Annotated in this window: 10 protein-coding genes; 9 read left to right on the forward strand and 1 reads right to left on the reverse strand. The window is 66.4% G+C overall.

What is annotated here, in order from left to right; genetic code table 11:
• Positions 1-65: 65 nt before the first annotated feature.
• On the reverse strand, positions 66-1,595 hold the full coding sequence (gene hutH, locus UB43_RS23110; protein WP_045215831.1) for a histidine ammonia-lyase: 1,530 nt from the start codon (positions 1,593-1,595) through the stop codon (positions 66-68).
• 234 nt (positions 1,596-1,829) lie between these two features.
• Here hutH (UB43_RS23110) and UB43_RS23115 point away from each other — a divergent pair, with 234 nt between their 5' ends.
• The 9 genes from UB43_RS23115 to hutG all read left to right on the forward strand — a co-directional run bounded on the left by UB43_RS23115 (position 1,830) and on the right by hutG (position 13,035).
• Positions 1,830-2,843 carry an ABC transporter substrate-binding protein gene (locus UB43_RS23115; protein ID WP_045215834.1) on the forward strand — a complete coding sequence of 338 codons (1,014 nt, stop codon included), beginning with the start codon at positions 1,830-1,832 and terminating at the stop codon, positions 2,841-2,843.
• 459 nt (positions 2,844-3,302) lie between these two features.
• Entirely contained in the window at positions 3,303-4,970 is a 1,668-nt protein-coding gene (hutU, locus tag UB43_RS23120; protein WP_045215837.1) for a urocanate hydratase, read from the forward strand.
• Between the two features lie 180 nt (positions 4,971-5,150).
• A complete protein-coding gene (locus UB43_RS23125) occupies positions 5,151-6,563 on the forward strand; it encodes a cytosine permease (RefSeq protein WP_045215839.1) in 1,413 nt (470 codons plus the stop codon).
• Between the two features lie 79 nt (positions 6,564-6,642).
• Positions 6,643-7,614, forward strand: a complete 972-nt coding sequence (locus UB43_RS23130) for an ABC transporter substrate-binding protein (RefSeq protein ID WP_045215841.1) — start codon at positions 6,643-6,645, stop codon at positions 7,612-7,614.
• 62 nt (positions 7,615-7,676) lie between these two features.
• Complete coding sequence (locus UB43_RS23135) at positions 7,677-8,531, forward strand: proline/glycine betaine ABC transporter permease (RefSeq protein WP_045215843.1); 855 nt, start codon at positions 7,677-7,679, stop codon at positions 8,529-8,531.
• Entirely contained in the window at positions 8,528-9,343 is an 816-nt protein-coding gene (locus UB43_RS23140; protein WP_052969596.1) for a glycine betaine/L-proline ABC transporter ATP-binding protein, read from the forward strand. Before UB43_RS23135 ends, UB43_RS23140 begins: the two co-directional genes overlap by 4 nt.
• Positions 9,344-9,392: 49 nt before the next feature.
• Complete coding sequence (gene hutH / locus UB43_RS23145) at positions 9,393-10,925, forward strand: histidine ammonia-lyase (RefSeq protein ID WP_045215845.1); 1,533 nt, start codon at positions 9,393-9,395, stop codon at positions 10,923-10,925.
• Positions 10,922-12,118, forward strand: coding sequence for an imidazolonepropionase (gene hutI / locus UB43_RS23150; protein ID WP_045215847.1), 1,197 nt, complete (start codon positions 10,922-10,924; stop codon positions 12,116-12,118). Before hutH (UB43_RS23145) ends, hutI begins: the two co-directional genes overlap by 4 nt.
• 113 nt (positions 12,119-12,231) lie before the next feature.
• On the forward strand, positions 12,232-13,035 hold the full coding sequence (gene hutG / locus UB43_RS23155) for an N-formylglutamate deformylase (RefSeq protein ID WP_045215848.1): 804 nt from the start codon (positions 12,232-12,234) through the stop codon (positions 13,033-13,035).
• Positions 13,036-13,084: the final 49 nt, after the last annotated feature.

Raw genomic sequence — 13,084 nt, forward strand, 5'->3', positions numbered from 1 at the left:
ATGGCACCGCTCCGTGTAGGAGCGGGCCATGCCCGCGATGGCGTAAAACGCCATCGAACATCCGGTCAGACGTACAACCGCGCGTAACCGATCCAGCGGCTCATCACCCCATCCTCCACCCACGCCCGCGCCGCGGCGATGTCGGGGGCGAAGTAGCGATCCTGCTCGTAGTGCGGCACCTGGCTGCGGATCAGCGTGCGCACTTCCTGGAGTTGCGGCGAGCTTTGCAGCGGCGCGTGGAAGTCCACGCCCTGGGCGGCGGCGAGCAGTTCGATGGCGACCACACCGGCGCTGTTGGCGGCCATGTCCTGCAGGCGGCGGGCGGCAAAGGTGGCCATGGACACGTGGTCTTCCTGGTTCGCCGAGGTCGGCAGGCTGTCCACCGACGCCGGGTGCGCCCAGGTCTTGTTCTCCGAGGCCAGCGCCGCCGAGGTGACCTGGGCGATCATGAAGCCGGAGTTCAGCCCGCCTTCCTTGACCAGGAAGGCCGGCAGGCCGGACATCGCCGGGTCCACCAGCTGGGCGATGCGCCGCTCGGACAGCGCGCCGATCTCCGAGATCGCCAGCGCCAGCACGTCGGAGGCCATGGCCACCGGTTCGGCATGGAAGTTACCGCCTGACAGAACATCGCCGTCAGCGCTGAATACCAGTGGGTTGTCGGAAACCGCATTGGCCTCGCGCAGGAAAACGCCCGCGGCGAAGCGCAGGTGATCCAGGCAGGCGCCCATCACCTGCGGTTGGCAGCGCAGCGAGTACGGGTCCTGCACGCGCTTGCAGTCGATGTGCGAGTGGTTGATCGGGCTGTCATGCAACAACTCGCGGTACAGCGCAGCGACGGCGATCTGTCCCGGCTGGCCGCGCACTTCCTGGATGCGCGCATCGAAGGGCACGAACGAGCCCTTCAGCGCCTCCACCGTCAGGCTGCCGGCGACCACCGCCGAGATGAACAGTTTCTCCGCCGCGAACAGCCCGCGCAGGGCCAGCGCGGTGGACACCTGGGTGCCGTTGATCAGCGCCAGGCCTTCCTTGGGCCCCAGCACCAGCGGCTCGGCGCCGGCGATGGCGAGGCCCTCGGTGGCTTCGAGGATGCGCCCTTCATGGCGCACCTGGCCGACGCCCAGCAGGGTCGAAGACAGGTGCGCCAGCGGTGCCAGATCGCCGGAGGCGCCCACCGAACCCTGCGACGGGATGCACGGGTAGACCCGCGCCTTGTACAGCTTGAGCAGTGTCTCGATGACCGGCAGGCCGACGCCGGAGAAGCCGCGCGCCAGCGAGCCGATCTTCAACGCCAGGATCAGCGCCACGCTGGCGTCGTCCAGCAGGGGGCCGGTGCCGGTGCAGTGGGAGAGGATCAGGTTGCGCTGCAGGGTGGCGAGCTGGTCCTCGGCGATGGAGGTGCGCGCCAGCAGACCGAAGCCGGTGTTGATGCCGTAGACGGTGCGCTGGTCGGCGATGATCTGGCTGACTGTCTGCGCGCTGCGCAGGATGGCGTCGCGGCATTCGTCCGCGAGCTGCAGGTCGGGTTGGTGCTGGTAGATGGCGCGCAGCTGGTCGAGGTCGAACTGGCCGGGCGTCAGGAGCAGGGTTTCGGACATGTCAGCATCCTGGGTTCGGTGAAAGTGTTACCGTGGATCGGTCCTGTATATACAGGTATAGCAATCGCTGTGCCATGGCGCGCGGGTCGCGTGGTTAGGCATTTCACTGTGGCGTGCGGTGGTGCGTGAAGGGAGTGAATGTCACCGCCGGTGGCATTTCCAGTCCGATGGTCGTGGGCAAATCCGGCATCGGCGGCTAAACCCTAAGGACATCGACGTGCCGGAGGCCGCCCAATGTCCGCTCACCGCTACCTGATCGCATTGCTGCTGGCCTTCGGGCTGTGCGCGCAGACCTTCGCCGCCTGCCCCTACCCGAAGCCCGTGGTGTTCGCCGGGCTGAACTGGGAAAGCGGGATGTTCACCACCGAGGTGCTGCGCTTCATCCTGGAGAAGGGCTACGGCTGTCAGACCGACGCCGTGCCGGGTAACACCGTGACCATGGAGAACGCGCTGAAGCAGAACGATATCCAGGTCACCGGCGAGCAATGGGCCGGGCGCAGCACCGTGTGGCAGCAGGCCGAACAGGCCGGCCAGGTCTTTTCAGTGGGCGAGACGGTGAAGGGCGCCAGCGAAGGCTGGTGGGTGCCCGATTACGTGGTGCACGGCGACGCCAAGCGAGGGATCAAGGCCTCCGCGCCTGACTTGAAGTCCGTGAGCGATCTGCCGAAGTACAAGGCGCTGTTCAAGGATGACGAGGAGCCGGCAAAGGGCCGCTTCTACAACTGCCCCACCGGCTGGACCTGCGAGATCGTCAACACGCAGAAGCTCAAGGCCTACGGGCTGACGGACAGCTATGTGAACTTCCGCACCGGAGCCGGCCCCGCGCTGGATGCGGCGATCAGTTCGGCCATCGCCCAGGGCAGGCCGGTGCTCTTCTATTACTGGGCGCCGACGCCGCTGCTGGGGCGCTTCAAGCTGGTGCAGCTGGAGGAGCCGCCGTTCGACGAGGCGGCGTGGAAGACCCTGACCGATGCCAACGATCCCACCCCCAAGGGATCGCGCTCGCTGCCGGCGAAGATCAGCATCGGCGTGTCCCGCGACTTCCACGACAAGGCGCCGGAGCTGGTGCAGGTGTTCGAGAAGGTCGAGCTGCCGTTGCCACTGTTCAACGCGCTGCTGGCGGACATGGCCCAGCATCACCGGGACGTGGCGGACGTGCGGGCGAAGTTCCTCCGCGAGCACCGGGAGCTGTGGTCGAAGTGGGTGTCGGCGGAGGCGGCGGGAAGAATAGATGCGGCGTTGAAGTAAGGGTGTGGCGTTGGTTCGCTAGCAAGCTCGCTCCTACAGGCCGGCCACCACCGCGCTCTTTGTAGGAGCGAGCTTGCTCGCGAACATCGCCGTTGCGGACTGGCATTCCCCCGCTCGGAAAATGCTTGTCTATACAACCTGTGTCCCTTCGTAGCGAGCGGTGTTACCGAACGCAACGAAACGGTGCATGGAAGCCTTCTTCTGGTGCGATTGTCTGTCAGACGGCCCTTTCCGTCATCCGCTTCCGACTGCCGTGGTTTCGCTTTTAATTCTTATAAATCAATATCTTGATATCAATTTCTGACGGCCGAGGTACGGCGTCAGCCAAGGTTGGCCTTTGCTTTGCTTATACTTGTACATACAAGCATAGACATGATGGTTTCGAGCTTCTCGGAACCGTCGAACGAACCGCCAGAGCCCCCACCGGCTTAACGATCCGAGCAAGCGAAGGAGCCTTCCGTGACCAAATTCCGCGACGTCGAAATCCGTGCCCCGCGCGGCACCCAACTGAACGCCAAGAGCTGGCTGACCGAAGCGCCGCTGCGCATGCTGATGAACAACCTCGACCCGGAAGTCGCCGAGAACCCCAAGGAGTTGGTGGTGTACGGTGGCATTGGTCGCGCCGCGCGCAACTGGGAGTGCTACGACAAGATCGTCGAGACCCTGAAGGAGCTGAATGAGGACGAGACCCTGCTGGTGCAGTCCGGCAAGCCGGTCGGTGTCTTCAAGACCCACGCCAACGCCCCGCGCGTGCTGATCGCCAACTCCAACCTGGTGCCGCACTGGGCCAACTGGGAGCACTTCAACGAACTCGACGCCAAGGGCCTGGCCATGTACGGCCAGATGACCGCCGGCTCGTGGATCTACATCGGTAGCCAGGGCATCGTCCAGGGCACCTACGAAACCTTCGTCGAAGCTGGCCGCCAGCACTATGACGGCAACCTGAAAGGCAAGTGGGTGCTTACCGCCGGCCTCGGCGGCATGGGTGGTGCCCAGCCGCTGGCCGCGACCCTGGCCGGCGCCTGCTCGCTGAACATTGAATGCCAGCAGAGCCGCATCGACTTCCGCCTGGCCAGCCGCTACGTCGACGAGCAGGCCAAGGACCTCGACGACGCCCTGGCGCGTATCGCGAAGTACACCGCCGAAGGCAAGGCCATCTCCATCGCCCTGCTGGGCAACGCCGCAGAAATCCTCCCGGAACTGCTCAAGCGCGGCGTACGCCCGGACATGGTCACCGACCAGACTTCCGCCCACGACCCGCTCAACGGCTACCTGCCGGCCGGCTGGACCTGGGAGCAGTACCGCGACCGCGCGCAGACCGACCCGGCCGCCGTGGTCAAGGCCGCCAAGCAGTCCATGGCCGTGCACGTCAAAGCCATGCTGGAGTTCCAGAAGCAGGGCGTGCCGACCTTCGACTATGGCAACAACATCCGCCAGATGGCCAAGGAAGAGGGCGTTGCGAACGCCTTCGACTTCCCCGGCTTCGTCCCGGCCTACATCCGTCCGCTGTTCTGCCGCGGCGTCGGTCCGTTCCGCTGGGCCGCGCTGTCCGGCGATGCCGAGGACATCTACAAGACCGACGCCAAGGTCAAGGAACTGATCCCGGACGACGCCCACCTGCACAACTGGCTGGACATGGCCAAGGAACGCATCAGCTTCCAGGGCCTGCCGGCGCGTATCTGCTGGGTCGGCCTGGGGCAGCGCGCCAAGCTCGGCCTGGCGTTCAACGAAATGGTCCGTCGCGGCGAGCTGAAAGCGCCGATCGTGATCGGCCGTGACCACCTCGACTCCGGCTCGGTGTCCAGCCCGAACCGCGAGACCGAAGCCATGCAGGACGGCTCCGACGCCGTGTCCGACTGGCCGCTGCTCAACGCCCTGCTGAACACCGCCAGCGGCGCCACCTGGGTCTCGCTGCACCACGGCGGCGGCGTGGGCATGGGCTTCTCCCAGCACTCGGGCATGGTGATCGTCTGCGACGGCACCGACGAGGCTGCAGCGCGTATCGCCCGCGTGCTGACCAACGACCCAGGCACCGGCGTGATGCGCCATGCCGACGCGGGTTATCAGATCGCGATTGATTGCGCCAAGGAGCAGGGCCTGAACCTGCCGATGATCACCGGCAAGTGATCGGCTAGCCACGCGTAGGGCGAATAACGCTGGCGCGTTGTGCGCCCTACGGCGGCCAGGCAGCCGTGAGTGATGCAACAAGGACCAGGGAGAGGGCCGTCGCACGGCGTGGTGCGGCGGCCCGGTCCGTGAAGCAGCAGTACATCGACAGACAAGAATCCCGTCGGGAGAACAATAACGATGTCCCAGGCCAGTGATAGCTCCAAACCCCTGATCGAGGTGCGTTCGATCAACTACATCCCCGAGGCCGAGCGCCACGGCAAGCTCTACAGCCAGTTCACCCTGTGGCTGGGCGCCAACCTGCAGATCACCGCCATCGTCACCGGCGCCCTGGCCGTGGTGCTGGGCGGCGACGTGTTCTGGTCGCTGATCGGCCTGCTCATCGGCCAGTTGCTGGGTGGCGGCGTAATGGCGCTGCACGCCGCCCAGGGACCCAAGCTCGGCCTGCCGCAGATGATTTCCAGCCGCGTGCAGTTCGGTGTCTACGGCGCGGCCATCCCGATCGTGCTGGTGTGCCTGATGTACCTGGGCTTCACCGCCACCGGCACGGTGCTTTCCGGCCAGGCGCTGGGCCAGCTGTTCGGCGTCAGCGACAGCGTCGGCATCCTGATGTTCGCCAGCGTCATCGTGCTGGTGACCGTGCTCGGCTACCGGGTGATCCATGTCATCGGTCGCATCGCCAGCGTCATCGGGGTGATCGCCTTCGTCTACCTGTTCAGCCGCCTGATGAGCCAGACCGACGTCGGCGCGCTGCTGCAGATTCGCCACTTCAGCTGGAGCAGCTTCCTGCTCGCGGTATCGCTCGCAGCGTCCTGGCAGATCGCCTTCGGGCCGTATGTCGCGGACTACTCGCGCTACCTGCCGAGCAGGACGTCGTCGGTAAAAACCTTCCTCGCCGTGGGCGCCGGTTCGGTGATTGGCGCGCAAGTGGCGATGATCTTCGGCGTGTTCGCCGCGGCCGGTGCCAACGGCCAGTTCGCCGGCCATGAAGTGGCCTACATCGTCGGCCTGAGCGGCAGTGGCGCCGTCGCCGCGCTGCTGTACTTCAGCATCGCCTTCGGCAAGATCACCATCTCGACGCTGAACTCCTACGGCAGCTTCATGTGCATCGCCACGGTGATCAGCGGCTTCCGCGGCCACCTGGAGGTGAGCCGCGTGCAGCGCCTGGTGTTCGTCCTGCTGATCGTCGGCGCCGCGACCCTGATCGCGCTGCTGGGCCAGCATTCGTTCCTCGGCGCGTTCAAGTCCTTCATCCTCTTCCTGCTGGCCTTCTTCACCCCGTGGAGCGCGGTCAACCTGGTGGATTACTACTGTGTCACCCGCGAGCACTACGACGTGCCGGCGCTGGCCGACCCCGATGGTCGCTACGGCCGCTGGAACATCCCCGGCATCAGCGTCTACGTGATCGGCGTGCTGGTGCAGCTGCCCTTCATCTCCACCAAGTTCTACACCGGCCCGCTGGTGGATGCCCTGGGTGGCGTGGATATCTCCTGGATCATCGGCCTCGTGGTTCCGGCCGTTCTCTATTACCTGGTCGCCCGGCGCGTCACGCGGGCAGTACCGGACCGGCTGATCCTGCCGGCCCGCACCTGAACAGACCGGCCCGGCCGCGCGGCCACAGGCATGCGCGGCCCTTGCACTGCCCAACCTCATTCACGTTTAGGAGCATCAGATGAACAACACCAAGAAGACGCTGCTGGGCCTGTTCCTGTCCGCCGGTCTGCTGGGCGGCACCCTGGCATCGGCGCAGGCCGCCGGCTGGTGCGAGAGTGGCAAGCCGGTGAAGTTCGCCGGTCTGAACTGGGAGAGCGGCATGCTGCTCACCGACCTCATGCAGATCATCCTGAAGAATGGCTACGGCTGCGAAACCGACAGCCTGCCGGGCAACTCCATCACCATGGAGCAGGCGCTGGCGAACAACGACATCCAGATCTTCAGTGAGGAATGGATCGGCCGCAGTGATGCCTGGAACAAGGCCGCCGCCGCCAACAAGGTGGTCGGCGTGGGCGCGCCCATCGTCGGCGCCACCGAAGGCTGGTACGTGCCGCGCTTCGTGATCGAGGGCGACAAGGCGCGCAACATCGAAGCCAAGGCACCGAACCTGAAGGCCGTGACCGATCTCGCGCAGTACTCCGAAGTCTTCCGCGATCCGGAAGAGCCGGGCAAGGGCCGCTTCTACAACTGCCCGGCCGGCTGGACCTGCGAGCTGGAAAACTCCGAGATGCTGAAGAAGTACGGTCTCGAGGACAAGTACACCAACTTCCGCCCCGGCACCGGCCCGGCCCTGGATGCCGCCGTGCTGTCGAGCTACAAGCGCAAGGAGCCTATTCTCTTCTACTACTGGTCGCCGACGCCGCTGATGGGCCAGGCCGACCTGGTGAAGCTGGAGGAGCCGGGTGTTAACAAGGACGTGAAGATCCAGGTCGGCCTGTCGAAGGCCTTCCACGATCAGGCCCCGGAACTGGTGGCCGTGCTGGAGAAGGTCAACCTGCCCATCGACCTGTTGAACCAGAACCTGGCGAAGATGGCCAAGGAGAAACTGACCTCCGAGCAACTGGCCAAGGCCTTCCTCAAGGAGCACCCGGAAGTGTGGACCACCTGGGTCAGCGAGGACGCTGCGAAGAAGGTCCAGGCTGCGCTCTGACGCCGCCGAATCCGGGGAGGCGCTGCTTCCCCGGTGATGCCCACTCCTGACGAGTACGTGCCATGTTTCCCGAACGCTTCACCTTCTCCATCGCCGACTGGGTCAACGGTTGGGTCGATGCCCTGGTCACCAACTACGGCGACGTGTTCCGCCACATCTCCGACACCCTGCTGTGGGCCATCGTCAACCTGGAGAGCGTGCTGCGCGCGACGCCCTGGTGGCTGATGCTGGCCATCGTCGCCGGCATCGCCTGGCACGCCACGCGGCGCATCCTGCCCACCGTGGTGATCGTCGGGCTGCTGTTCCTGGTGGGCGCTGTGGGCCTGTGGGACAAGCTGATGCAGACCCTCGCGCTGATGATGGTCGCGACCATCATCTCGGTGCTGATCGGCATTCCGCTGGGCATCGTCGCCGCACGCAGCGATCGCTTCCGCGCCGTGCTGCTGCCCATGCTGGACATCATGCAGACCATGCCCAGCTTCGTGTACCTGATCCCGGTGCTGATGCTGTTCGGCCTGGGCAAGGTGCCGGCGATCTTCGCCACGGTGATCTACGCCGCGCCGCCGCTGATCCGACTCACCGACCTGGGCATTCGCCAGGTCGACCGCGAGGTGATGGAAGCCATCACCGCCTTCGGCGCCAACCGCCGCCAGCAACTGTTCGGCGTGCAGCTGCCGCTGGCGCTGCCGAGCATCATGGCCGGCATCAACCAGACCACCATGATGGCCCTGTCGATGGTGGTCATCGCCTCGATGATCGGCGCCCGTGGCCTGGGCGAGGACGTGCTGGTCGGCATCCAGACGCTCAACGTCGGCAAGGGGCTGGAGGCGGGTCTCGCCATCGTCATCCTCGCCGTGGTCATCGACCGCATCACCCAGGCTTACGGCCGCTCGCGCCACCATGAGGCCAGCAAATGAGCAAGATCCAGGTCAAGAACGTCTACAAGATCTTCGGCGCCAAGGCCGATGCGGCCCTGGCCATGATCCGCCAGGGCAAGAGCAAGGCCGAGGTGCTGGCCGCCACCGACTGCGTGGTCGGCGTCAACGACCTATCGCTGTCCATCGAGGCCGGGGAAATCTTCGTCATCATGGGCCTCTCCGGTTCCGGCAAGTCGACCCTGGTGCGCCACTTCAACCGCCTGATCGACCCCACCAGCGGGCAGATCCTGGTGGACGGCGAGGACGTCCTCGCCTACGACGCCGCGGCGCTGGAAAACTTCCGCCGGCGCAAGATCAGCATGGTGTTCCAGAGCTTCGGCCTGCTGCCGCACAAGAGCGTGCTGGACAACGTCGCCTACGGCCTGAAGATCCGCGGCGAGAGCAAGGCGCTGTGCCAGGAGCGCGCGCTGCACTGGATCAACACCGTGGGCCTGAAGGGCTACGAGAAGTCCTACCCGCACCAGCTTTCCGGCGGCATGCGCCAGCGCGTCGGCCTGGCCCGCGCCCTGGCGGCGGACACCGACATCATCCTCATGGACGAAGCCTTCAGTGCCCTCGACCCGCTGATCCGCGCGGACATGCAGGACCAGTTGCTGGAGCTGCAGAAGACCCTGCACAAGACCATCGTCTTCATCACCCACGACCTCGATGAAGCCGTGCGTATCGGCAACCGCATCGCCATCCTCAAGGACGGCCAGCTGATCCAGGTCGGTGCGCCCACCGACATCCTGCACAAGCCCGCCGACGAGTACGTCGACCGCTTCGTCCAGCGCCGCGTCGCTGCGATCTAACGCCATTCACCGGCGGGGAAGGGGGCTTTCCCGCCTACAGGAGCTCCGCATGTCGTCCTCTTCCACCATCACCCTCGGCAACGGCCCGCTGCGCTGGCAGGACCTGGTCGCGGTGGCGCGCCACGGCGCGCGCCTGCAACTGTCGGCCGCCGCCTGGGCGCGCATCGACAACGCCCGTGGCATCGTCGAACGCATCGTCAGCCGGGGAGAGCGCGCCTATGGCATCAGCACCGGCCTGGGTGCGCTGTGCAACGTGGTGCTGCAGGGCGAGCAACTGGCGCAGCTGTCGCGCAACACCCTGCTCAGCCATGCCTGCGGCGTCGGCGAGCCGCTGAAGGACGAGCAGACCCGCGCAATCATCTGCGCGGCCATCACCAACTACAGCCACGGCAAGTCCGGACTGCACCGCCGCGTCGTGGAAGCGCTGGTCGCGCTGCTCAACCATGGCATCACCCCGCGCGTGCCGTCGCAGGGTTCGGTCGGTTACCTGACCCACATGGCCCACGTCGGCGTGGCGCTGCTGGGCATCGGCGAAGTGAGCTACCGCGGCGAGGTCGTTCCGGCCTTCCAGGCGCTGGCCGCCGAAGGCCTGGAGCCGGTGCAGCTGGGCGCCAAGGATGGGCTCTGCCTGGTCAACGGCACGCCGTGCATGACCGGCCTGAGCTGCCTTGCCCTCGACGACGCAACGCGGCTCGCACAGTGGGCCGACGTCATCGGCGCCATGAGCTTCGAAGCCCTGCGCGGGCAGATCGACGCCTTCGACGCCGAGATCATCGCGCTCAAGCCGCACCCGGGCATGCAGAAGGTCGGCGCCAACCTGCGCGCGCTGCTCGAAGGCAGTGAAGTGATTGCCGCCAGCAAGGGTATCCGTACCCAGGACGCGCTGAGCATCCGCTCCATGCCGCAGATCCACGGCGCCTGCCGTGATCAGCTGGAGCACGCGGCGAAGCAGATCGAGACCGAACTGAATTCCGCCACCGACAACCCGCTGGTGCTGGGTACGCCGGACGACTACCGCGTGGTGTCCCAGGCCAACCCCCACGGCGAATCCGTGGCCATGGCGGCCGACCTGCTGGCGATCGCCGTGGCCGAGCTGGGGGGCGTGGCCGAGCGCCGCCTGGACCGCCTGATCAATCCGCTGGTCAGTGGCCTGCCGGCCTTCCTGGTCAGCCAGCCGGGCGTCAACTCGGGGATGATGATCGTGCAGTACGTCGCCGCCTCCCTGGCCGGCGAGAACCGCCAGCTGGCGCAGCCGGCGGTGGTGGACAACTTCGTCACTTCGGGTCTTCAGGAGGATCACCTGAGCCTGGGCACCAGCGCCGCGCTGAAGCTGGGCAAGGTGGTCGGCAATGTCACGCAGATCCTCGCCATCGAATACCTGCTGGCCGCCCAGGCCTTCGAATTCCTCAAGCCGCAGCGCTTCGGTGCCGGCACCGACTGTGCCTGGAGCCTGTTGCGCGAGCGTGTGCCGGCTTACGACAGCGACCGCTGGCTGGCGCCGGACATCGCCCGCGCCGCCGCACTGCTGGGTGAGCCCGCCGCGCTGCAAAGCATCGGCGCGAGTATCGGGAGATTGCAATGAAACACCTCTGGCAGCACTGCCATGCGGCCACGATGAAGAGCGGGCGCTACTCGATCATCGAGGACGCCGCGATCATCACCGAGGGCGAGCGCATCGCCTGGATCGGCCCGCGCGCCGAATTGCCCGAGCACCCGCTGCAGAGCACGGACCTGGGCGGTGCCTGGGTCACGCCCGGCTTCATCGACTGCCATACCCACCTGGTGTTCGGCGGTGACCGCAGCGGCGAGTTCGAGCAGCGCCTGAACGGCGTCAGCTACGCCGAGATCGCGGCGGCTGGCGGCGGCATCGCCAGCACCGTGCGCGCCACCCGTGAGGCCAGCGAGGAAGAACTGCTGGCCAGCGCCATCAAGCGTGCCCGCCCGCTGCTGGCCGACGGCGTGACCGTGCTGGAAGTGAAGTCCGGCTACGGCCTGGACCTGGACAGCGAACGCCGCATGCTGCGCGTGGCCCGCCGACTGGAGCAGGAGCTGCCGGTGACGGTACGCACCACTTGCCTGTCCGCCCACGCGCTGCCGCCGGAATATGCCGGGCGCGCCGACGAGTACATCGATCAGGTCTGCACCCGCATTCTTCCGGCGCTGGCCGAGGAAGGGCTGGTGGACGCGGTGGACGCTTTCTGCGAACACCTGGCGTTCTCCCCGGAGCAGGTCGAGCGGGTGTTCCAGGCTGCAAAGCGCCTGGGGTTGCCGGTGAAGCTGCACGCCGAGCAACTGTCCTCCCTGCATGGTTCCAGTCTTGCGGCGCGTTACGGCGCGCTGTCCGCCGACCATCTCGAATTCATGGACGAGAGCGACGCCATCGCCATGGCTGAGGCCGGCACCGTGGCCGTGCTGCTGCCGGGTGCCTTCTTCGTCCTGCGCGAAACCCAGCTGCCGCCGATGGATGCCCTGCGCAAGCACGGCGTGAGCATCGCCATCGCCAGCGACCTCAACCCCGGCACCTCGCCGGCGCTGTCGCTGCGCCTGATGCTCAACATGGCCTGCACCGCCTTCCGCCTGACCCCGGAAGAAGCGCTGGCCGGCGTCACCCTCAATGCCGCGAAGGCGCTGGGCATGGCCGACAGCCACGGCAGCCTGGAAGCGGGCAAGGTCGCCGACTTCATCGCCTGGGACATCCAGCGCCCCGCCGAACTGGCCTACTGGCTCGGCGGCGACCTGCCCAAGCGCGTCATTCGTCACGGCGAAGAATTGTGAGTCTGGGCTTTGTAGGAGCGAGCTTGCTCTCGAACAGCCCCGCTGCGGAGCCCGGTTCGCGAGCAAGCTCGCTCCTACAGGCTCGTCTTCGCCCGTCTTGGAGATAGCTACCCATGGATAACGTTCTCGAATTCAAACGCGGCCGTGTGCCGCTGCTGATCAGCATGCCGCACCCTGGTATCCGCCTGACGCCGGCCGTGGAAGCCGGCCTGGTGGACGAGGCCCGCGAGCTGGCCGACACCGACTGGCACATCCCCCGGCTCTACGCCTTTGCCGAAGAACTGGGCGCCAGCACGCTGGCCGCCGGCTACTCGCGCTACGTCATCGACCTCAACCGCCCGGCCGACGACAAGCCGCTGTACAGCACCGCCACCACCGGCCTCTACCCGGACACCCTGTTCGATGGCCGCCCGCTGTTCAAGGAAGGGCAGGCGCCTTCCACGCAAGAGCGTGCGCGTTACCTCAAGGAAGTCTGGACGCCGTACCACCAGACCCTGGCCGACGAGCTCGCACGCCTGAAGGCCGAGTTCGGCTACGCCTTGCTGTGGGATGCCCACTCGATCGCCTCGGTGATCCCGCACCTGTTCGACGGCAAGCTGCCCGACTTCAATATCGGCACCAACAGCGGCGCGAGCTGTGACTCGCAGCTGGCCGAGCGGCTGGTCGCGGTATGTGCCGAGGCTCCGGCTTACCGGCACATCCTCAACGGCCGCTTCAAGGGCGGGCACATCACCCGCCACTACGGCCAGCCGCTGGACAACGTGCACGCAGTGCAACTGGAACTCGCGCAGTGCAACTACATGGATGAGCACGCGCCCTTCGCCTACCGCGAAGACCTCGCCGCACCGACCGCCCAGGTGCTCCGGCGCATGCTGGAAACCTTCATCGCCTGGGGCCGCGAGCGCTACGGCCGCTGAGTTTTACACAGCCTCCTGCCGCGCCGGGGCTTGTCGGCGCGGCGCCGCC

The sequence above is a fragment of the Pseudomonas sp. 21 genome (assembly GCF_000955805.1).
Taxonomy (GTDB): domain Bacteria; phylum Pseudomonadota; class Gammaproteobacteria; order Pseudomonadales; family Pseudomonadaceae; genus Pseudomonas.

Coding starts and splice junctions, on each gene's coding strand:
- UB43_RS23115 (WP_045215834.1), top strand. CDS start 1,830: ATGTCCGCTCACCGCTACCTGATCGCATTGCTGCTGGCCTTCGGGCTG.
- hutI (WP_045215847.1), top strand. CDS start 10,922: ATGAAACACCTCTGGCAGCACTGCCATGCGGCCACGATGAAGAGCGGG.
- hutG (WP_045215848.1), top strand. CDS start 12,232: ATGGATAACGTTCTCGAATTCAAACGCGGCCGTGTGCCGCTGCTGATC.
- UB43_RS23125 (WP_045215839.1), top strand. CDS start 5,151: ATGTCCCAGGCCAGTGATAGCTCCAAACCCCTGATCGAGGTGCGTTCG.
- UB43_RS23135 (WP_045215843.1), top strand. CDS start 7,677: ATGTTTCCCGAACGCTTCACCTTCTCCATCGCCGACTGGGTCAACGGT.
- UB43_RS23140 (WP_052969596.1), top strand. CDS start 8,528: ATGAGCAAGATCCAGGTCAAGAACGTCTACAAGATCTTCGGCGCCAAG.
- hutH (WP_045215845.1), top strand. CDS start 9,393: ATGTCGTCCTCTTCCACCATCACCCTCGGCAACGGCCCGCTGCGCTGG.
- UB43_RS23130 (WP_045215841.1), top strand. CDS start 6,643: ATGAACAACACCAAGAAGACGCTGCTGGGCCTGTTCCTGTCCGCCGGT.
- hutH (WP_045215831.1), bottom strand. CDS start 1,595: ATGTCCGAAACCCTGCTCCTGACGCCCGGCCAGTTCGACCTCGACCAG.